Here is a 21,176-nt window from a genome sequence, read left to right on the forward strand (position 1 = left end):
CCAATGCTCCCATCCCCCTAAAACACCAATAACAACGAAGATGAAGAAACTATTTATAGAAACCTACGGCTGCCAGATGAACGTGGCCGACAGCGAGGTTGTGGCCTCGGTGATGAAGATGGCCGGATATGAACTGTGCGAAAGCGTTGACGAAGCCGACGCCGTGTTTCTGAACACGTGCAGCGTGCGCGACAATGCCGAACAGAAAGTGCTCAACCGCCTCGACACCCTGCACGCCATGACGCGCAAGGGCAGAAGAATGATTATCGGAGTGCTGGGATGCATGGCCGAGAGAGTGAAGGAAGACCTGCTCGAGAACCATCATGCCGACCTCGTGGCCGGCCCCGACGCCTATCTCACCCTGCCCGACCTAATAGCTCAGGCCGAGACGGGACACAAGGCGATGAACATCGAACTGTCTACAACGGAGACTTACCGCGACGTAATGCCGCAGAGAATATGCGGACCGCACGTGGGCGGATTCGTGAGCATCATGCGCGGATGCAACAACTTCTGCCACTACTGCATCGTGCCTTACACCCGCGGACGCGAACGCAGCCGCGACGTGGAGAGCATTCTGCGCGAGGTGCGCGACCTGCACGAACACGGATACAAGGAGGTTACACTGCTCGGACAGAACGTTAACTCCTATCTGGGAGAATTAAAAAGTAAAAATGAAGAAGTAAACAGCGAGGGTAACGACGGCAAAGCCGATGACAAGAGCGATAAAGTGGCGTTCCCGGCACTGCTGCGCATGGTGGCAGAGGCCGTGCCCGACATGCGCATACGCTTCACCACGAGCCATCCGAAGGACATGAGCGACGACACGCTGCGCGTGATAGCCGAGATGCCAAACATCTGCCATCACATACATCTGCCCGTGCAGAGCGGATCAGACCGCATACTGAAGCTGATGAACCGCAAATATACAAGAGAGTGGTATATGGACCGCGTGAGGGCCATACGCCGCATAATACCCGACTGCGCCATATCTACCGACATATTCGTGGGCTACCACAGCGAGACTGAGGAAGACCACCAGATGTCGCTCTCGCTGATGCGCGAGGTGGGCTACGACTCTGCCTTCATGTTCAAATACAGCGAGCGCCCCGGCACATACGCATCGAAGCATCTGCCCGACGACGTATCAGAGGAAGTTAAGCTGCGCCGCCTGGCAGAGATGATAGAGCTGCAGACCAAGCTGTCGGCAGAGTCGAACGCCAAGGACGTAGGCAAGGAGTTCGACGTGCTGATAGAGGGCTTCAGCAAGCGCAGCCGCGAACAGCTCTTCGGACGCACCGGACAGAACAAGGTGGTAGTGTTCGACAAGGGCAACTGCCACATCGGCCAGACCGTAAGGGTAAGGATAACCGACAGCTCGAGCGCAACGCTCAAAGGCGTACTCGCGGACGGCGGCGAGGCATAAAACCGACTAATTGGAAGCACGATAATATTAACTTTGAAGAGAAAGGCGGCACTCTTATCATCAAGAGGCCGCCTTTCATGTTCTGAAAGGGCACCTTTCGCCGTCCGAAAGACCGTCATTTGCAGCCTAAAAGGCCACCTTTTAGAGCCTGAAACATGGCCTTTTGCAACGCACTGTGTATCAATGCGTTATACAGCCCGACACATCCTGCCCCGAAGCGCCGCCCTACAAGCCGCACGACAGGGGGCACGAAACTGTAACTAACGGCACCTGTCCTTCACGCTGCAAGGCGCTGACAGAATACGGAAAAGCCGGCAGCGGCGTGCCTTCCGGCATGCTCCGGCAGTATGACAACCGGCATGGATTAGCCACTCAAACAGCCCCCATATCGCCTTTGCGGCCCCTCAGACAGCCCCATAATGAACTAAAACGGCCGCCATATTTTGTTTTCTTGCACAAAAACACTATCTTTGCAACCGGAATAAACCTAAATTCCATAAAAAGAACAACCCACGGATAGATGAAAGAATTTTTACAAGTATTGCGCCGTTTTGTACCTCCCTACAAAAAATACCTGGTACTGACGGTGGTGTTTAATATCCTTTCGGCGGTATTGAACATCTTTTCTTTCATGGCCATAATACCAATCCTGCAGATACTTTTCAAGACTCAGGCGGCCAGCGTGCCTGCCGGACTGATGGACTGGGGCAGCGGCAACATGAAAGATGTGCTGATAAACAACGCCAATTATTATATCTACGAGATGATCGAGAGCATGGGCGCCACCACAACGCTGCTCGTCATAGGCCTGTTCCTGGCCTTCATGACGTTTCTGAAGACGGGTGCCTATTTCCTTTCGTCGGCTACGATAATTCCTATACGCACAGGCGTGGTGCGCGACATACGCAACCAGCTCTACCGCAAGATTACGTCGCTGCCGCTCGGATTCTTCTCCGAGGAGCGCAAGGGCGACATCATAGCGCGCATGAGCGGCGACGTGCAGGAGATTGAGAACTCCATAATGTCGAGCCTCGACATGCTCTTCAAGAACCCCATACTGATAGTGTTCTATTTTGCCACGCTGCTCGTCATCAGCTGGCAGCTGACGCTCTTCACGCTCGTCATAGTGCCCATCATGGGCTGGTTCATGGGCTTTGTGGGCCGCAAGCTGAAGCAGAAGTCGATAAAGGCGCAGTCGCTGTGGAGCGACACGATGAGCCAGGTGGAGGAAACACTTGGCGGACTGCGCATCATAAAGGCCTTCTGCGCCGAGGAGAAGATGAACCGCCGCTTCGACAAGATAAACTCTGAATACCGCGAAAACATACGCCGCGTGAACACCCGCCAGCAGATGGCCCACCCGATGAGCGAGTTTCTCGGCACGGTGATGATTGTCATAGTGCTCTGGTTCGGCGGTGTATTGGTGCTAAACAACATGACTCTGAGCGGCCCCACGTTCATCTACTATCTCGTTATACTCTACAGCATCATCAATCCGCTGAAAGAATTCTCGAAGGCGGGCTACAACATACCCAAGGGTCTGGCCTCGATGGAGCGCGTGGACAAGATACTCATGGCCGAGAGCAACATCAAGGAGCCTGAGCATCCGGTGCACATAACCGACTTCAAGAGCAAGATAGAGTTCCGCAACGTGTCGTTCAAGTACGACCAGAAGTGGGTTCTGCGCAACATCAACCTCACCATAGAGAAGGGCAAGACCGTGGCGCTCGTAGGCCAGAGCGGCGGCGGCAAGTCGACGCTCGTAGACCTCATACCGCGCTACTACGACGTGCAGGAGGGCGAGGTGCTCATCGACGGAGTGAACGTGAAGGACATGGGACTGCACGACCTGCGCTCGCTCATAGGCAACGTAAACCAGGAGGCCATATTGTTTAACGACAGTTTCCGCAACAACATATCGTTCGGCGTAGACAACGCCACGCAGGAGCAGATAGAGAACGCCGCAAGGATAGCCAACGCTCACGACTTCATCATGGAGTCGGAACACGGCTACGACACCAACATAGGCGACCGCGGCGGACGCCTCTCGGGCGGACAGCGCCAGCGCGTGAGCATAGCCCGCGCCATACTGAAGAACCCGCCGATACTCATCCTCGACGAGGCTACGTCGGCTCTCGACACCGAGAGCGAGCGACTGGTGCAGGACGCGCTCGAGCATCTGATGAAGACGCGCACCACGGTGGCCATTGCCCACCGCCTGTCGACCATCAAGAACGCCGACGAGATATGCGTCATACACGAGGGAGAGATCGTTGAGCGCGGCACCCACGAGGAGCTGCTCGCCATCGACGGCTACTACAAGAAGCTGAACGACATGCAGACACTGTAATCAACTAACCGGAGAAAGAGGAATGAAAGAGTTTTTATATAACATAATCTACGGCATTTTCTATCTGGTGTCAAAGTTGCCTTACAGGGCCCTCTATGTGATATCAGACATCGCCAACCTCGTTCTCTACCACATAGTGCGCTACCGCCGCGACATCGTCAGACGCAACATAACATCGGCATTCCCCGAGAAGAGCCTCGAGGAGTGCATCAGCATAGAGCGCGGATTCTACAAGTGGTTCTGCGACTACTTCGTAGAGACCGTCAAGCTCATGTCCGTCAGCCGTCAGGAGCTGCTCAGCCGCATAGAGTTCAGGGGTATCGACAAGATTGAGGAGTGCTTTGACAGAGGCCAGACCTGCGCCGGCATACTCGGACATTACGGCAACTGGGAGCTGCTCTCGGCCACAGGCCTTGTCATAAAGAAGCATCCCGAGGCCGTAATCGGACTGATATATCACCCCCTGCGCAGCCAGCTCTTCGACCGCCTGTTCATCAACATGCGCCAGAGCATGGGCGGAGTGTGCGTCCCCAAGAAGGACATACTGAGATATCTCGTGTCGTTCCGCAGCCAGAACCTCATGAATCTCTTCGGCTACATTGCCGACCAGGCGCCCCGCTACCGCAACATCCACCTGTGGCTGCCGTTCCTCAACCACGACACACCTGTGTTCACGGGCGCCGAGCGCATAATGCGCAAGATGAACAACGCCGTGTTCTACATCGACGTTGAACGCCCCGAACGCGGAAAATATATCTACACCTTCAAGCTCATGACCGACAAGCCCGGCGAAATGCCTGAGTTTGAGATAACCAAAAAGTTCTTTGTCATGCTCGAGCAGACCATAAGGCGCGAGCCGCGCTTCTATCTGTGGAGCCACAACCGCTGGAAACGCACGAGGGAGGAGTTTGACAAGGAGTTCAAGATTGAAAACGGACACGTGGTGAGAAAGTAGGCCGTAAGCCTGTCACACGTGAAACATATAACATTAATGGGCCGGCACACGCCGCGCTGCACAACAGCGGCAAGCATGCGGCAAAGTGCCCTGGAACGGCAAGACGGCACAAGCCGGCACGGCGGCCAGGCAGAATGCAGCCCGCAACAAAATATGTAAAATATGATTATAGGATACGACGCCAAGCGCATTGTATGTAACCGCACCGGACTGGGAAGCTACGCCCGCACACTGATCAACGACCTCTCTGAGGTTATAACGCCCGACATAAAGCTCAACCTATACGCCCCCGACAAGGGCGACAGCGCGCTGAGAAGCCAGGTAAGAGAGTCGGCAGGCGTAAGATTCGTGTATCCCCGCAGGAGCCTTTCGGGCCTGCAGAAGGCATGGTGGCGCATGCACTCAATGGTGGACGACCTCTGCGCCGACGGCGTAAAACTCTATCACGGACTCTCGGGCGAGCTGCCCATAGGCATAAAGAAGGCCGGCATAAAGACCGTGGTTACCATTCACGACATCATCTTCATGCGTCATCCTGAATGGTACAACTGGCCCGACACCAAGATTTATGCGTGGAAGTTCAGAAAGACCTGCGCCGAGGCCGACCGCATAATAGCCATCAGCGAATGCACCAAGCGCGACATAATGCTCTACGGAGGCGTAAACCCCGAGAAGATAGACGTTATATATCAGAGCTGCGGCTCGCGCTACAAGATGCGCGAAGGCGAGAAGAAGATGCACGAGGTGCACACGGGCTACATGCTGCCCGAACGGTACATCGTCAACGTGGGCACCATCGAGGAGCGCAAGAACGTGCTGCTGGCCGTCAAGGCACTGAGGATGCTGCCCGACGACATAAGTCTGGTGATAGTGGGCAAGGCCACCTCATACACCGAAAAGGTGAAGGCGTATATCAGGGAGAACGCTCTCGAAAGCCGCGTGAAGATACTTCACAACGTGCCCAACGAAGACCTGCCCGCCATTTATCAGATGGCCGAGGCGTGCGTCTACCCCTCACGTTACGAGGGCTTCGGCGTTCCGGTCATCGAGGCCATACAGAGCGGACTGCCCGTAGTGGCATGCACGGGCAGCTGTCTTGAGGAGGCAGGCGGCAACGGCACCATATATGTCGACCCCGACGACGTCTATGCCATGGCCGAAGCCATAAAGCAGGTTGTCAAGGGAGCACCCGGACGCGAGGAGCGCATAGCCGCAAGCCGCCAGTATATAACGCGGTTTGAGGGCAACAACGTGGCCCAGCAGGTGATGAACGTCTACAGGGACGTGCTCGGCATCTGACGGCAAAGGCACGCCAAAGGGGCTATAACCATATAATACAAACAAAGCAAAGGCACGGGCGGATATAAGCAATGCCGCCGCCGAAGCCCTGCAAAATAACGTAACGACTATGAACGGCGAAATATTCTCCATACTCATACCCACATGGAACAACCTGCCCTTCCTTAAGATATGCGTGGACAGCATAAGGAAGAACTCTACATACAGGCACCAGATTATAGTACACGTCAACGACGGAAGCGACGGCACGCTCGAATGGGTGAGGCAGCAGGGCCTCGACTACACCCACTCGCAGACCAACGTGGGCGTGTGCCTGGCCATGAACATGATGCGCAGCAAGGTGAAGACCGACTATATGCTCTTCATCAACGACGACATGTATGCGCTGCCTGAATGGGACAAGGCGCTGTATGACGAGATAAAGGCGCTGCCCGACAACCGGTTCTTCCTGTCGTCGACGACAATACAGCCCCGCACAAAGGGCGACTCGATAATAAACGCCGACTATGGCGACACGCCTGAGACATTCAGGGAGCAAGACCTGCTCAACGAGTTCCGCACCTATAAGATGAACGACTGGATGGGCGCAACGCTGCCGCCGAACATCGTTCACCGCGACATATGGGACCTCGTGGGCGGCTACAGCATAGAGCTTTCGCCCGGAATGTACAGCGACCCCGACTTCACCGCCAAGCTGTATCTCTGCGGCATAAGGATGATGAAGGGCATATCGGCAAGCCGCGTGTATCACTTCGAGACAAAATCCACCACCCGCATACGCAAGAACATGGGACAGATGCAGTTTCTGCTCAAGTGGGGCATGACAAACTCCACCTTCAGGCGCATCTTCACCTACAAGGGACACGACTTCGACAGCCGCCTTACTGACACTTACAGGCACGACGGCCATCTGAAGGCTCACATGCTTCGCGGACGCCTGAAGGCTCTGTGGTGGATGCTGACAAAGGACTTCGGACCGCTGTGGAAGTTCTGGGACAACGACAAAAGACAATAAGCCCGCAGCCCTGCCGGCACACGGCATAACAAGACTGCCGACAGGCTAAGATCTAAAAGGCCACATATCGCATCGCGAAAGACCACATATTGCAGGCTGAAAGGCCACATATTGCGAGCCAAAAGACGGCATATTGCAAGTCGTTGTATATCAATGCGATACGCAGGATGCCGGCAGCGCGGCAAAAGGTAATATAAAATTTCATCCGAATTAACAACAACTATATATGATATTAGGAGTATTACTGCCCCACACAAAGCTCTACGGCGGCGTTAAGCGCTTTCTCGAGCTCGGCAACATCTTTGTCGAGCAGGGCCACCGCTTCATAGTGTTCACACCCGACGGCAAGGGCCCCGACTGGTTCGACTTCAAGGGCGAGATGAGCACTTTCGACAAGATTAAAGGCACAAAGCTCGACGCCCTGTGGACCACCACGGTGAAGATGATGCCCATGGTGCTTGAGTCTGATGCACGCCACAAGATATTCTATCACGTCAGAAAGAGCGACAACGTGGCCAAGCTGATGAAGAATCCCGAGGTTGAGGTGTTTGCCTGCTCGTCGAACGTATACGAGTACGACCTCAAGAAGTTCGGCCGCGAGTCGTTCAAGGCCATCGGCGGCGTAACCGTTGCCAACTATAAGCCCAAGGAGAGCTATGAGGTGAAAGACCGCCCGTTCGTCGTCATGGCATACGGACGCATCGTGGAGCGCGTTAAAGGCACCCACTATGTGGTCAGCGCGTGCGAAAAGCTCTATGCGCAGGGCTACAACATAAAGCTGCTCCTCTATGACACGCCGGTTGACGAAGGCGCCGCACGCCGCATAAAGGAGTTTACGTGCAAGTGCCCCTTCGAGTTTGTCGTGGGCCATCCCTTCGACCGCAACTGGGAGCTGTTCAACCGTGCCGACTGCTTTGTGTCGGCCGAGAACCCGCGCTACACCGGATGGAACAACACCGTGGCCGAGGCCATGGCGTGCGCCGTGCCCGTGATAGCCACCAAGGCCGGCACGCTCGACCTGCTGCGCGACAAGGAGAACGGCATACGCTCGGCACGCTGGCGCTTCTGCTTCAGACGCCACATCAAGGAGCTTTACCAGAGCGAGGAGCTGAGAAGGAAGTATGGCGAGGCAGGACTGCGCACCATACGCGACTTCGACTGGAGCGTAGTGGCAAGAAAGATAACTGATTATCTCGAGAAGAAGGACAACAACTGAATGACAACGGAGCAAGGAGTAAGGCTCCCGAACAGATAAAAACTCAACAGAAGATGAAGATACTCGTAACCGGCGCGGCCGGATTCATTGGCAGCCGCTGCGCCGAAATGCTGGCCGAAAGAGGCGACGAGGTGGTGGGAATCGACAACATCAACGACTACTACTCGCCCGAGCTGAAGTTCTACCGCCTGCGCCGGGCAGGGATAGAGGCCGACGCCAGCCTGCGCATGGGGCACCGCACGGTGAGCACCAAATGGGCCAACTACACGTTTCTGCGCCTCGACATCGAGGACAAGGGCGCCCTCGACATGCTGTTCGACCAGGTTAAGTTTGACAAGATAATACATCTGGCGGCACAGGCAGGCGTGCGCTACTCGATAGAGAACCCCTATGCCTACATGCACAGCAACTGGATTGGCTTTCTGAACATACTCGAGTGCTGCCGCAACTTCAACGTGGAGCATCTCGTCTATGCCTCGTCGAGCTCGGTCTACGGCATGAACAGCAAGGTGCCTTTCTCTGAAGACGACGTCGTGATAAGTCCCGTAAGCCTCTATGCAGCAAGCAAGAAGAGCAACGAACTGATGGCCCATGCCTACTGCAAGCTCTACGGCATAGCCTGCACCGGCCTGCGCTATTTCACCGTATACGGCCCCGCCGGACGCCCCGACATGGCCCCCATGCTGTTTGCAAGAGCCATTAGCGGCGGCAAGCCTATCAAGGTGTTCAACAACGGCGACATGATGCGCGACTTTACCTACATCGACGACATTGCCAACGGCACCATCATGGTGCTCGACAAGACGCCCGACGGAACGGGAACGGCAAACGGACTGCCCTACAAGGTGTATAACATAGGCCTTGGAAGCCCCGTAAGCCTTACCGACTTCATAGCCGAAATAGAGACAAACCTGGGCCGCAAGGCCGAAAAGATACTACTGCCCATGCAGCCGGGCGACGTAAGCCGCACCTGGGCCGACACCACAAAGCTCGAGACCGAGATAGGCTACAAGCCGAAAGTTGCGCTGCACGAGGGCATAAAGAACTTCATCGAGTGGTTTAAGCACTACGAGAACATTAACCTCTGAGCCGCCCATGAGCAAGGAAAAGATAATGACCATGACGGTAGGCAGCGGCTTCAGCGCGCTCAGCGGCTTTGTGGGCAGCCTGCCTCAGACGTTCAGTCAGGGGGGCACTACGCTCTACAAGGGGCGCAACACGGTGAAGTCGTTCTGCGTTGACGGCCGCACGCTCGTGGTGAAACACTACAAGCGGCCCAACCCCGTGCAGCGCGTGGCCTACTCGTTCTTCAAGAAGAGCAAGGCCGCAAGGGCATATCTCTTTGCCGCCATGCTGCGCGAAAGGGGATTCAACACGCCCCGCGAGGTGGCATATCTTGAACTTGGCAACGGCATACTGATGTCCGACTGCTACTTTGTGTCGGAGTCGTGCATGCTGCCGCCGCTCACCGACCTGCTCAGACGCGACGACTTTGACCGCGACGCGGCCGACGCGCTGGCTCATCTGCTGGCACGGCTGCACGAAAAGGGAGTGATGCACGGCGACCTGAACCTTACGAACATACTGTATGAGAGGACTGCCGACGGCGGCTTCAGCTTCTGGCTGATAGACACCAACCGCTCGAAGTTCATACAACCGACGGAGGACGACTGCGCCGAAAACCTGAAACGGCTCACGCACGACAAGCGGCTCATGGACTATGTGATAAGGCGCTACGCCCAAATAAGAGGCATCGACGCCGACAAGACCGTGGCGCTCGTGATAAAGAAGCTCGACGAGTTTGAGCACAAGCGGGCCGTAACGGGCAAATTCAAGAAAGCTTTCAGAAAGATAACCGGCAAGCAGAAAAAGCGCTGAAAGGCGTACGCCGCAGCACTGGCGGCAGCATGCTGGCACATAAAAAACACTTGTTACTATGAAAAAATACGATTACCTTATTGTCGGAGCCGGCCTTTTCGGGGCTGTGTTTGCCCACGAGGCGCGCAAGGCTGGACGCAAGTGCCTCGTGATAGACAGGCGCGACAGCACCGGAGGCAACATCCGCTGCGAGAGCATTGAGGGCATCAACGTGCATAAATACGGCGCTCACATATTCCACACGGACAAGAAGGAGGTGTGGAAATATGTTACACGGCTGGTTGAGATGAACCGCTTCACCAACTCGCCCGTGGCCAACTTCAACGGCAGGCTGTACAACCTGCCCTTCAACATGAACACTTTTTATCAGCTGTGGGGCACGCGCACGCCTGCCGAGGCCGAGGAGATGCTCAAAAAGCAGCGCGCCGAGTATGCCTCGATAGAGTGTCCTGCCAACTTTGAGGAGCAGGCGCTGAAGCTCTGCGGACGCGACATCTACGAGACGCTGATAAAGGGATACACAGAGAAACAGTGGGGACGGCCCGCACGCGAGCTGCCGGCGGAGATAATAAAGCGTGTGCCGGTGCGCATGACTTTCGACAACAACTACTTCAACGACCCGTATCAGGGCATTCCCGAGGGCGGATACAACAGACTCATCGACGCCCTGCTGGAGGGCACGGAGACCATACTGCAGCTCGACTTCTTCAGCCGCCGCGACGAACTTTGCTCACTGGCAGACAAGATAGTGTTCACCGGACGCATTGACAAATACTTCGACTACCGCGCCGGAAGGCTCGAATACCGCAGCCTGAAGTTCGACACCAAGGTGATAGACACGCCCAACTTCCAGGGCAACGCCGTGGTAAACTACACCTCGGCCGACGTGCCCTACACCCGCATCATTGAGCATAAGCACTTTGAATACGGCACTCAGCCCAAGACGGTGATAACCTACGAATATCCCGCCACATGGAGCGAGGGCCTCGAGCCGTATTATCCCGTCAACAACGAGCGCAACAACGCCATAGCGGCCGAATACCGCCAGATGGCGCGCAGCATGGGCAACGTGATATTCGGAGGCCGACTCGGGCAGTATGCCTACTTCGACATGGACGACACCGTGGACGAGGCTCTCAAGCTGGCAGAAAAGGAAATGGGAAATTAAGAAGTAAGAATTAATAATTAAGACTTAAGAAAATTTCTCTGCCCCATATTATGAATTCAGAATTGTGAAACAAAGTTAGGCATCAGCCAATTATGATTTGTGAATTATGAATTATGAATTAAATAACTGTAAGTATCTTTCGCGCAACTACAAGGGTCTGGGCAGCGCGGGCAACAAGGCCAAGACTGACATAGAGAAGATTATGGACAGCATGGGCCTCGGCAACGCCGGACTCAGGCAGACCACATACAACAACAAGCTGGCGCACTTCTTCCTGACGCTCGCCGGAGTGATAAAGTCGCCCTTCAGCCTGAAACGCGGCGACACGCTGCTGCTGCAGTATCCGCTGAAAAAATACTTCACGCTGGTGTGCCGCATGGCCCACATGAGGGGAGCGCGCGTAGTTGTGATAATACACGACCTGGGCAGCTTCCGCCGCAAGGCGCTCACGCCCGAGAAGGAGATATGCCGGCTCAACCACGCCGACTACATAATAGCCCACAACGACAGCATGAAGCAGTGGCTCGAGAGCCACGGATGCCGCGCCATGGTGGGCACGCTGGGCATATTCGACTATCTGTCGGACACGCAGGCGGCAAAGAACAACAGCAGCGAAGACACACGCACCATAGTGTATGCCGGAGCGCTGAGCCACCGCAAGAACACCTTCCTCTACCGCTGGGGCGAGCACATAAGCTCGTTCAAGGTGAGGCTCTACGGCAACGGCTTCGAGATTGGCAAGGCAAAGGGCGCCGACAAGTTTGAGATGATGGGCTTCGTAAAGTCAGACGAGCTTATAGCCACGGCGCGTGGCCACTTCGGACTGGTGTGGGACGGAGCCTCTGAAGACGGATGCACGGGCGACTGGGGCGAATATCTCAAGATAAACAATCCGCACAAGACATCGCTCTATCTGCGCTGCTCGCTGCCCGTGATAATATGGAAGCAGGCCGCCCTGGCGCCGTTTGTAAGCAAGCACGGCATAGGTCTGTGCGTCGACTCGCTGAAAGAGCTCGACACCATTCTGCCCAACATCACACAGGGACAGTATGCCTGCATGAAGATGAACGCCGAGCGCATAGGCAACCTCATAGCCCAGGGCCACTTCTTCAGAACTGCCTTTGAGGAGGCTGTAAGGCGGCTTGACGAAAAAGACAATGAAAAATAAGCATAACAACATGACAAACATTACAAGAACAATACTGACGGCGCTGATAATAATGCTGGCCGCAACGGCAGCACGCGCTGCAAAGGTTGACACGCTGAGCGTGTACAGCCAGAAGATGAAGCGCAGCCTCAGCACCATAGTATACACGCCCGACGCCGCAGGCGAGGCCAAATATCCCGTGATTTACCTGCTGCACGGCTACAGCGGCAACAGCACCACATGGCCTGGAATAACCGACGTGGCGCGCCTGGCCGACACCTACCGCACCATCATCGTCTGCCCCGACGGACAGAACAGCTGGTATGTCGACTCGCCCGTTGACCCGTCGATGCAGTTTGAGACGTTCATATCAAAGGAACTGCCCGAGTATATCGACGCCCACTACCCCACCTATGCGCGCCGCGAGCTGAGAGCCATAACGGGCCTGAGCATGGGCGGACACGGAGCCATGTGGAACGGACTGCAGCATCCCGACGTGTTCGGCAACATAGGCACCACGAGCGGATGCATGGACATCTGCCAGTATCCCAACTGCTGGCAGATAGAGAAGGTGCTGGGCAACAAGTTTCAGAACGAAGCAGTGTGGAAGTCTCACTCCGTATACTATTCGCTCGACCGCCTGCTCGGCTCGCGCCAGAACATCATCATCGACTGCGGCTACAGCGACTTCTTCTATCCCGTGAACCTTCAGACGCACAAGCGCCTGCGCGAACTCAACGTGAAGCACGACTTCTACGTGCGCCCCGGCGGCCACACGGGCGACTACTGGCACAACTCGATAGACTATCAGATAATGTTCTTCGCCAAGCAGTTTGACAAAGTGCTGAAAGAGAAATAACTCTTTGTCCTGCCTACATGAGCGCACGGCGCAGACACAAACGCCAACGACAACACGCGGCAGGAAGATCTTTACGACATAAACAATAAAGGAAGGTGCATCAGAACATGTATGATAAGATACATTCTGACGCACCTTCATTCTTTTGCCACAAATGTGCGCAATAACGCAAGCGCAATAGCCATTTCCTCTCCGTCAGAACAATAGCAACTTCTTTCAATGCAACAAATAAGAAAAATGAAAATAATGATATTCATATTATTTTCGTTTCATTTTCTATAAAATATTGATATTTATATACAAAATTAGAAAAAAAATCGTATTTTTGGCTATGGATATAATTTCTTAACTAAAAAAGGAGGTGCACGAAAAAAACTACGTCTAAATTGTATTGAGGCTTTTTTCTGCATTTGCAAAATGTTTATGTAACGACAATGAACAAACGGAACCGGTTGTGAGTAATATTTAAACTGATATAGGAGTTTTGTCTCGCTTCATAGATGCAAACGGAGCGACGAACAAATATTACATTGATAAAATAGCCATGTCTTACATTACAGGTTCAAATTGGCAGAATTAAGAGAAAACCATCAGTTAAGTATTGAAAGAAAATACTATCTATGCATTCGGCATGCATAGTGCAACGCACATTTGGCAAGCGACGAACTTTTATACTGATCAGCAGTAATCTACAAGTCAAATTTTACAAGCATGGTATAACAACTATAACTTGCAAAATTTGTTTATCTGTGTTCAATAACCTTATTGTAAACGACCTTAAAATAAAACACAATGAATAAACTTATCTTAATACTTTCACTACTATTCATGGCGCTGCCAACGACAGCACGCAACAATCCTGACGACTACAAAGTAACCTGCACGCTGACTGACGGCACGGTAATTGAAGGTTACACCTCGATTCCTTCCACATCACACCTAATTTCACCGGTATATGACATAAAAATAAGCGATACCTACAAAGGTAAAGCCCGTAAATACACATCAGAAGAAGTGAAAAGAATAGTTTACACGTCAACTCTCAATGACTCCTTACCCTTAATTTACGAATCGGTAAAAGCACAAAATAGTATACCCAATCTATTTAGCAAGGATCCAAAGCCTTTTAAGAAGCCAGTATTCCTACAGCTAATTTACGAAGGAAAGAACGTCAAAGGATATAAAACACTAACCACTGATTATACAGTGAACAATAATAGTACCAAAGTCAATTATGTTTGGCGATATTACTATCTAAAGAAAGGAGATGAGATAGCCAAAGCCTATTGGCTCGGAATAAAAGGAATCTTTTTAGTTATGAAGAAAGCCATGAAACTATATTTCAAGGAGTTTCCTAAGCTGGTAGAAATGGTAGATAAAAAAGAGATAAAAGGAAAGCAGTTCCGCAAAAATCCGGCAATGGTGCTTCCGCTGATGGATAAATTCTACGTGCCCGAAAAATAACAGCCATGTTATCATGGCCTACTAAATATCCATACTCAAAATGGCACTCGTTGAAACTGTCAACGAGTGCCATTTTCATTAGCCGTATCTTGCCATACAGACCCATAAACGAATTATTCATATCATTCCTGATATTTGCGCTAAAGTGTATGTCACAAGCAAAAGAATCACGAAAAGTTCCAAGCTTGTGCAGGCTCTGCATGCTAATATCTTTACTGACAGCTTTCGGGTGAAGTGCTTGTCTTTCAGAGGTTCAAAATTGTCTGTATTGGCAGTTTTTTCGACTTGACAATTCTTTGTATTATATCTCCGCTTTAGTTGACAACAAAAAGCCTATGACTTACGACCAAAAAGTGGGCCGGTTTTGCATTAAAAGTGGCCCACTTACGGGTCGCAAACGGGCCACTAACAGTATGAAAGCAAATAAGTATGATTTGCTTAATGTACAGTCATACAAAGCACACGAAATATTTAGACTGAAAGGAAAAACGTATAAAATGGTTACGATTTTCGGCGTGCTTTTGATTTGCAGGCTGATGCAAGACGCCATGACGGCTGAGAAGGATCAAAAAAACGTATGTCTAAAAGCTGCGAACATTAGTTTTAAGCCAAGATAAGTGATTATGATTTGACCGGAGATGTTTCTCTTTATCAGATGCGCATACACTTCAGGCCGTCATCAAACCACACGTCAGGCATTGCCGCCAGGCTTTTATTTACACTGTGCATCGTGCCTGAGCAATGGCCCATGGCAGCGCGCAGGCTTGCCACAGGCATGAACGTCAGGGCGCAATGCTGTTGAGATAGTTCTCCAGATTGGTGTATCCGTTGCTGCCCAGGCCGTTGCGGTCGGCAGGGTCAGACGGGTCGAGGCCGTGCTCACGCTCCCATGCGTCGGGCATGCCGTCATGGTCTGAGTCGGCAGGGGCGGCTGCGCTCTTAAGCTCGGGCCATCCGCCCACATCCTGCTGCGAGTCTATTATGCCCGTGGGCACATGGCCATCGCCAGTGTCTTTCCTGCTGCTGTAGCTCTTGCCGCCGAATGTGGCCGTGCCAGAGCGCACCTCTGCCACTATGCGGCGGTCCACCGCGTCGCGCACGGGCAGCGAGCATCCCGCCCTGTCGAGCACAGCCTCGTAGGCCTCATGTGGCGCCTGTTCATCTATCTTCATGGCATTCCAGGGCTTGCCGAGCCTTATCCTGTCGAGCACGCTGCTGCCGCCCTGCGGCTGCACTCCGCCGTTCCAGTTGTCGCGCGTAACAGCGTCGTTGCCCTCTACCACGTTGCCGTCTACATACCACAGACCGTAATCGTCGTCGCCGCGGCTGCCGGGGTTTACTATACGGTAAGACACCTTGCCGCCGCGCGTGGCCGGACCGGGCTTATAGTAGTTGCCCACCATGTTCACCATTATCGAGCTGAACTTGGGGTTGCCCTTCTGCTGCCTTTCGCCGCCGTAGCTGCTGTTGTAGCCCCAGTTGTAGACAACGTTGTTGCGATAGTCGTTGCGCCCGCCTCCCGATGCCCAGCGCGGGTTGCGGCTCGAGTGATGGGCTATCAGGTTGTGATGATATGTGCTGAGGTCGGAGCCCCATATGCCGCCGAAGCCGTGGCTGCCCTTAACGTGGTTGGAGCCGAAGAGGCTCTCGGTGATCATGCACCACTGTATGGTTACGTTCTTGCAGTGATACACCGACATGGTCTCGTCGATGCTCCAGCTTGCCGACACGTGGTCGAGTATGATGTTCTTGCGGCCGCGGCAGCTTAAGGCGTCGTCGCTGCCGCCACTCTCGTTGCCCAGGCGCACACGTATATAGCGTATTATCACCTCGTCGGCGGCTATGCTCAGCGGATAGCGCTTTATACAGATGCCGTCGCCGGGAGCGGTCTGTCCGGCTATGGTTATGTAGGGGTTGCGTATTGTGAGCTTTTTCTTCAGGTCGATGGTGCCCGACACGCGGAACACCACCGTGCGCGGCCCCTCGGCCTCAACGGCATGGCGCAGGCTGCCCTCGCCAGAGTCGTTGAGGTTGGTAACTTCGTAGACGTCGCCTCCGCGGCCGCCTACGGTAAACTTGCCATAGCCCTCGGCCGTGGGGAAAGCCTTAAGGCCGTCGGCCATGCACAATGCCGGCACGAGGGCGACTGCAACAGAAAATATAAGTTTCTTCATGGTTCAGTAAGACTTGTTTTAACATTATATAGAAGCTACAGTGCGGGCACTATGCATTACTGCAGCACCTCTGTGCCTTGTGCCACGCTCTCGGTCTCGGTGCTCTTTGTCCACGGCATTTTATCCTTGGGCCACACGCCGTCTACGATGGGATAGGTAACGAGCTTTGAGGGGTCTATCACCACGTGCTTTATGCGCTTGCGGTGCCATGAGTAGGTGATATGCACCAGTCCGTCGCTCGTCTGTATCACTGCCGGATACGAATACTGCACGGCGCCGGTGCGATATTCAAGCACGGCGGCAGCCTCCCAGTCGATGCCGTTGCGTGTCATGGCCACGGTCAGTATGCCCCTGCCCTTGCGCCCGCCTATGGTGTCGTTGCGCGTAGAGTGGTTGTAGACAAGCAGATGGCGGCCGTCCTTCAGCGTAACGGCGTCTATGGCCGAGTTGTTGTTGGGCAGCGTGGTGTCGGTTATCGGGCCCCATGTCAGTCCGCCGTCGTCCGACCATGTCTGCGCTATCCTCGTGTCGGGTCCGCTGCCGTTGGGGCGTGCCAGCAGCTGCAGGCGCTTCTGCGAGTGTACGAGGAAGGTGGGCTGAATGAGCTTATATTTTGTTCCGGCAGGATCGCTCAGCGCCGGCGTCTTGGTCCATGTGCGGCCGTTGTCGGTGCTGCGCTCCACGTGTATGCGCTTGCCGGGCGCGTCCTGCAGGCTGGCTCCTGCCACGATGGTGCCGTCGTCGAGATACACGGGCTTGTTGACCACAGGACCTACGAAGCCTTTGGGCAGGGCCACGGGACGGCTCCACGTGAGGCCGTTGTCAGAAGAGGTTATCACGCGGCCCTCGTCTATCGTGGGGCAGAGATAATATATCTGTATGTCGCCTCCCTTGAGCTGCACCAGCACCGGATTGAACACCGTGCCACCTTCGCCGTCGGCTATGGCTACAGGCTCCTGCCACGTGCCGCCCTTGGGCTTGCGCGCCAGCCATATCTTTACGTCCTTGGCGCGCTCGCGCGTACCGCCGAACCATGTGCATAGCAGAGTACCGTCAGACAGCTCCATTATAGACGATGCGTGACAGTCGCGCGTGGGCGACTTCATGAACACAAACTCCTCGAGCACTATGGCCTGCTTGCCCGGATCGGCCTTGCTGCCTGCCCATGCCGAAGCCGCAAGCAACAAGGAGCATAACAATATTGATAATTTCTGCATATAATATTAAGTTGTATTTAATGTTTTTTTATTTCACTGTAACAACCACACGGGCATAGCGCGTAAGGTGCGGCGTGCCGCTGTCGGTAACCTCACACACCACGTGTATGGTCTGCCCGGACTTTGCATCGGCAGGAACTGTCAGCATTGCATTGACAGACCCGCTGTCTGATATATCAACAGAACCCGGATATGTGCCGGCCTCGGCATACTGCCACCAGCTGAAGGTGAGGCTGTCGCCGTCGGGATCGGAAGTGCCCGCAGCGCTAAGACTGACCTTGCTGCCCGGCTTGGCCTTTATGTCGGCACTATGCGCCAGCACAACCACAGGCTGATGGTTGGCTTCTGCATAAGACTTGACGCACCAGTCGGCACGGGCCGCAAAATCGTTCTGCATTGCAGCGCTCCATCTCCACATCGGCTTAAAGTAAGCGCTGCGCTGTTCGTCGGTGGCAGTGCTGCCGGGACGAAGACTGCATCGCCCCCAGCCGTTATCGCCATACCAGCGGCCTTCAGGATACTTATATCCTTCAACAGGCACAGGGTCAAGCCATGTGTTCTCGCGCACCAGCACATAACGGCCACCCCATCCGCCCCATGAGGGATTCTCCAGATTACGCAGTCCGACATTTATTGTATGCAGGAAAGCCGGAGAGTCGCCCTCTGAACGGAAGTCGCCATTGTCATGAGCCTTATACGAACCACACAAGGCACCATGATTCTGCAATATGTTTTCTTTCATCCATGCGCCTTCATAATACTTCTGCATATAATCAGGCTGAACCATTTTCCAGCGGTAGGCGATGGCCTCAAACTGGTCAGATATGATTGTCTTTATGTTGTATTTCTTCCAATGAGGGCGTATGTAAGCCTGATATGTGCTGTCCTGCTCCCATATAAGGAAGAGCCTCATCTTGTCTGCCACCTCGGCCATGCGCTCAGGATAAGTCTCCTCTATGGTCTTCAGCGCACGGGCTATGGTGTTCGTGCCTCCCCATGCCTGTATCCACACCGGGCGCTTGTCGGTATTGTCGAGCAGCACCTCAACAATACGCTGTGAGCCTTTAGTAACTTTGTCCATTTCACCTTCAGTCTCTACATTGCCAAGATAAGTACGGCTGCGCAAAAATTCAGGCGAAGGATATCTCCTGTCGTGCTTCAGCAGATTGGGATAGACCTCGGCATATGCATTCAGCGTAGGCTCCATCCAGTCGTCACCGGCCCACTTGTGGCCATGCCAGTGATATTGCGAGCTTGATGTTATGATACCCTCAATGTCCCATTCGTTTGAATATAGGAGAAAACGCACCAAAGAGCATTCATCGTCTATCTCGCCGTCGCTCGTCACGATAACTCTTGTTCTGTCATCCTGAGCCACAGCCTGGAACGGAGCGCCGCACAGCAATATTACCAACGGCAAACTCCAAGCTAAAAATATTCTTCTCATTTGAAACAGTATTTATTTTCAGTAACGTCATTTAACAACATTCACTATCACACGGCTATATCGCGTAAGGCACGGCGTGCCGCTGTCGGTAACGGCGAGTATGATGTGCATCGTGCCGAGACGGCCGCCCTTGGGCACTATGAAGTAAGCGTCGCGGCTGTCGTGGCCCACTATCTTTAGCGGACTGCCCGTGCGCGCCGTAGCCACGTTGAAGGTTCCCGGCTCGGGATAGTAGAACCAGCTGTACGAAAGGCTGTCGCCGTCTGGGTCAGATGTGCCCAGGGCACTCAGCCTTATTGTGTCGCCCGTGGCGGCTGTCATCTCTGCCGGACATGCCAGTGCAGGCACAGGCGGATGATTGGCCTCACCGTAGTCCTTCACGGTCCAGTCCATGCGTGCTGCAAAGTCGTTCTGATAAGCCTCGCGCCAGCGCCATATCGTGGCCTTGTTGCTTGTGTGCCATGAGCCGTCGCAGCCCATCACCTCGTCTTGCGCGTCGGTCCATATCGGCCTTGTCTCAGGCTCAATAAACCAGCGCTCCATGCGCGGCTGATACAGCTCGTAGCGTCCGCCCCAGCTGCCCCAGTCGGGATGCTCGGCACAGCCCAGTCCGTTGTCAATGAGATACATAAACGTGGGCGAGTCGCCCTCCATCAGAAACTTCATGTAGGGATACTGCTTGCCCAGCTCGCCCTTGCTGCGTATGTGCTCGTCGAGCCACGGATTGTCAACTATGCTGAAGTCGGCTCCGGCAAAGCGGCCGTGAAACTTGTCGCCGCTGATGCCGCTCCATGTGGCGTAATGGTATCCGCCAAGGCGATGGAAGCCCGGACTGACGATATAGAACAGGTCCTTGAACGTCTTTCTTATCCACACGCCGCTGTCGTCCTGATCTGAAATGGCATACACGCGGAGCTTCGACACAAAAGACTTAAGCTCGCTCTCGCTGCGCGTGGCCTTAACCTTCCACAGAGCCTGCGCCAGACAGTTGGGGCCGCCCCACACAAGCACCCACACCGGACGGCTGTCGCTGCGGTCTACGGCCTTGATTATCAGTTCGGATCCTTCAGAGTCCATGCCCTTGCCCACGGCGTGCATGCCGTAGTCGGGGCGTCCCTCCTTTATCACCGACAGCAGATAGTCGGCCGAGGGATAGCCCTTCTCGTGCTTCAGCAGGTTGTCTCTCACCTTGCCGTATGCCGTCACAATCTCGCGTATGCGCCATGCTGCCGTCTCCTTCTTCTGATGCACCGACGTTGTGGCAACAAGTCCCTCAACGTCCCACTGGTTAGAGTATGTCAGGAAGCGCACCATCGACATTGCGTCGTCTGGCTCGTTCTCAATGTCCGTAAGCACTATCACGCGGGGCTTGCCTGCATTGCCTTTATCTGCCGCGAAAAGCCTCAGCGGCTGAAGCACGGCCATGACAACAAGCAGTAATGTAATCTTGATTTTCATGATATTAATATTTTCCGATTTTTAAATTGTAGATTATGTTCTGCTAATATAACATTTTTTGCGGCGAGGCACGCAACGCAAAGCACAAATAGCAGTCGAATAA

General features: G+C 54.0%; 16 protein-coding genes. 12 read left to right on the plus strand and 4 right to left on the minus strand.

Going from position 1 to position 21,176, the window contains the following annotated elements; genetic code table 11:
- Window positions 1–40 precede the first annotated feature (40 nt).
- The 12 genes from miaB (at window position 41) to ACU52_RS02195 (ending at window position 14,777) form a co-directional block, all read left to right on the plus strand.
- Entirely contained in the window at window positions 41–1,426 is a 1,386-nt protein-coding gene (miaB, locus tag ACU52_RS02140; RefSeq protein ID WP_053397571.1) for a tRNA (N6-isopentenyl adenosine(37)-C2)-methylthiotransferase MiaB, read from the plus strand.
- A gap of 520 nt (window positions 1,427–1,946) precedes the next feature.
- Window positions 1,947–3,776: an ABC transporter ATP-binding protein gene (locus ACU52_RS02145; RefSeq protein ID WP_053397572.1), complete on the plus strand. Its 1,830-nt coding sequence runs from the start codon at window positions 1,947–1,949 to the stop codon at window positions 3,774–3,776.
- Window positions 3,777–3,798: 22 nt separating this feature from the next.
- Window positions 3,799–4,731, plus strand: coding sequence for a lysophospholipid acyltransferase family protein (locus tag ACU52_RS02150; protein WP_021854513.1), 933 nt, complete (start codon window positions 3,799–3,801; stop codon window positions 4,729–4,731).
- Between the two features lie 162 nt (window positions 4,732–4,893).
- A complete protein-coding gene (locus ACU52_RS02155; RefSeq protein ID WP_053397573.1) occupies window positions 4,894–6,030 on the plus strand; it encodes a glycosyltransferase family 4 protein in 1,137 nt (378 codons plus the stop codon).
- Window positions 6,031–6,139: 109 nt separating this feature from the next.
- Window positions 6,140–7,045, plus strand: a complete 906-nt coding sequence (locus ACU52_RS02160; protein WP_053397574.1) for a glycosyltransferase family 2 protein — start codon at window positions 6,140–6,142, stop codon at window positions 7,043–7,045.
- A 226-nt stretch (window positions 7,046–7,271) separates the two neighbouring features.
- Window positions 7,272–8,261, plus strand: coding sequence for a glycosyltransferase family 4 protein (locus ACU52_RS02165; protein ID WP_021854516.1), 990 nt, complete (start codon window positions 7,272–7,274; stop codon window positions 8,259–8,261).
- A gap of 53 nt (window positions 8,262–8,314) precedes the next feature.
- A complete protein-coding gene (locus tag ACU52_RS02170) occupies window positions 8,315–9,349 on the plus strand; it encodes an NAD-dependent epimerase (RefSeq protein WP_053397575.1) in 1,035 nt (344 codons plus the stop codon).
- A gap of 7 nt (window positions 9,350–9,356) precedes the next feature.
- Window positions 9,357–10,139, plus strand: a complete 783-nt coding sequence (locus ACU52_RS02175; RefSeq protein ID WP_021854518.1) for a lipopolysaccharide kinase InaA family protein — start codon at window positions 9,357–9,359, stop codon at window positions 10,137–10,139.
- A 58-nt stretch (window positions 10,140–10,197) separates the two neighbouring features.
- Window positions 10,198–11,307, plus strand: a complete 1,110-nt coding sequence (gene glf, locus ACU52_RS02180) for a UDP-galactopyranose mutase (RefSeq protein ID WP_053397576.1) — start codon at window positions 10,198–10,200, stop codon at window positions 11,305–11,307.
- Between the two features lie 106 nt (window positions 11,308–11,413).
- On the plus strand, window positions 11,414–12,475 hold the full coding sequence (locus tag ACU52_RS02185) for a glycosyltransferase (RefSeq protein ID WP_053397577.1): 1,062 nt from the start codon (window positions 11,414–11,416) through the stop codon (window positions 12,473–12,475).
- A 10-nt stretch (window positions 12,476–12,485) separates the two neighbouring features.
- Window positions 12,486–13,313: an alpha/beta hydrolase gene (locus ACU52_RS02190; protein ID WP_147630738.1), complete on the plus strand. Its 828-nt coding sequence runs from the start codon at window positions 12,486–12,488 to the stop codon at window positions 13,311–13,313.
- A 792-nt stretch (window positions 13,314–14,105) separates the two neighbouring features.
- Window positions 14,106–14,777: a hypothetical protein gene (locus ACU52_RS02195; protein ID WP_053397579.1), complete on the plus strand. Its 672-nt coding sequence runs from the start codon at window positions 14,106–14,108 to the stop codon at window positions 14,775–14,777.
- Window positions 14,778–15,559: 782 nt separating this feature from the next.
- Here the strand turns inward: ACU52_RS02195 and ACU52_RS02205 are convergent.
- From ACU52_RS02205 to ACU52_RS02220, 4 genes are read right to left on the minus strand one after another with little or no spacing between them, the layout of a single operon-like run.
- On the minus strand, window positions 15,560–16,951 hold the full coding sequence (locus ACU52_RS02205) for a pectate lyase family protein (RefSeq protein WP_053397581.1): 1,392 nt from the start codon (window positions 16,949–16,951) through the stop codon (window positions 15,560–15,562).
- A gap of 56 nt (window positions 16,952–17,007) precedes the next feature.
- The gene (locus ACU52_RS02210) at window positions 17,008–18,168 is read right to left on the minus strand and encodes a sialidase family protein (RefSeq protein WP_021854529.1); all 1,161 of its coding nucleotides are present in this window, start codon (window positions 18,166–18,168) and stop codon (window positions 17,008–17,010) included.
- A 28-nt stretch (window positions 18,169–18,196) separates the two neighbouring features.
- Window positions 18,197–19,615, minus strand: a complete 1,419-nt coding sequence (locus ACU52_RS02215) for a DUF1593 domain-containing protein (protein WP_053397583.1) — start codon at window positions 19,613–19,615, stop codon at window positions 18,197–18,199.
- 27 nt (window positions 19,616–19,642) lie between these two features.
- Window positions 19,643–21,073, minus strand: a complete 1,431-nt coding sequence (locus tag ACU52_RS02220; protein WP_053397584.1) for a nucleoside hydrolase-like domain-containing protein — start codon at window positions 21,071–21,073, stop codon at window positions 19,643–19,645.
- Between the last annotated feature and the right edge of the window lie 103 nt (window positions 21,074–21,176).

It is taken from the genome of Xylanibacter rarus (assembly GCF_001275135.1).
Classification (GTDB): Bacteria; Bacteroidota; Bacteroidia; order Bacteroidales; family Bacteroidaceae; genus Prevotella; species Prevotella rara.

What these genes read in the sequence shown, in the direction of transcription:
- ACU52_RS02205 (WP_053397581.1), bottom strand. Translation starts at nt 16,951, where the DNA reads ATGAAGAAACTTATATTTTCTGTTGCAGTCGCCCTCGTGCCGGCATTG.
- ACU52_RS02195 (WP_053397579.1), top strand. Translation starts at nt 14,106, where the DNA reads ATGAATAAACTTATCTTAATACTTTCACTACTATTCATGGCGCTGCCA.
- ACU52_RS02215 (WP_053397583.1), bottom strand. Translation starts at nt 19,615, where the DNA reads ATGAGAAGAATATTTTTAGCTTGGAGTTTGCCGTTGGTAATATTGCTG.
- ACU52_RS02220 (WP_053397584.1), bottom strand. Translation starts at nt 21,073, where the DNA reads ATGAAAATCAAGATTACATTACTGCTTGTTGTCATGGCCGTGCTTCAG.
- miaB (WP_053397571.1), top strand. Translation starts at nt 41, where the DNA reads ATGAAGAAACTATTTATAGAAACCTACGGCTGCCAGATGAACGTGGCC.
- ACU52_RS02175 (WP_021854518.1), top strand. Translation starts at nt 9,357, where the DNA reads ATGAGCAAGGAAAAGATAATGACCATGACGGTAGGCAGCGGCTTCAGC.
- ACU52_RS02185 (WP_053397577.1), top strand. Translation starts at nt 11,414, where the DNA reads ATGAATTATGAATTAAATAACTGTAAGTATCTTTCGCGCAACTACAAG.
- ACU52_RS02170 (WP_053397575.1), top strand. Translation starts at nt 8,315, where the DNA reads ATGAAGATACTCGTAACCGGCGCGGCCGGATTCATTGGCAGCCGCTGC.
- ACU52_RS02160 (WP_053397574.1), top strand. Translation starts at nt 6,140, where the DNA reads ATGAACGGCGAAATATTCTCCATACTCATACCCACATGGAACAACCTG.
- ACU52_RS02165 (WP_021854516.1), top strand. Translation starts at nt 7,272, where the DNA reads ATGATATTAGGAGTATTACTGCCCCACACAAAGCTCTACGGCGGCGTT.
- ACU52_RS02145 (WP_053397572.1), top strand. Translation starts at nt 1,947, where the DNA reads ATGAAAGAATTTTTACAAGTATTGCGCCGTTTTGTACCTCCCTACAAA.
- ACU52_RS02150 (WP_021854513.1), top strand. Translation starts at nt 3,799, where the DNA reads ATGAAAGAGTTTTTATATAACATAATCTACGGCATTTTCTATCTGGTG.
- ACU52_RS02210 (WP_021854529.1), bottom strand. Translation starts at nt 18,168, where the DNA reads ATGCAGAAATTATCAATATTGTTATGCTCCTTGTTGCTTGCGGCTTCG.
- glf (WP_053397576.1), top strand. Translation starts at nt 10,198, where the DNA reads ATGAAAAAATACGATTACCTTATTGTCGGAGCCGGCCTTTTCGGGGCT.
- ACU52_RS02155 (WP_053397573.1), top strand. Translation starts at nt 4,894, where the DNA reads ATGATTATAGGATACGACGCCAAGCGCATTGTATGTAACCGCACCGGA.
- ACU52_RS02190 (WP_147630738.1), top strand. Translation starts at nt 12,486, where the DNA reads ATGACAAACATTACAAGAACAATACTGACGGCGCTGATAATAATGCTG.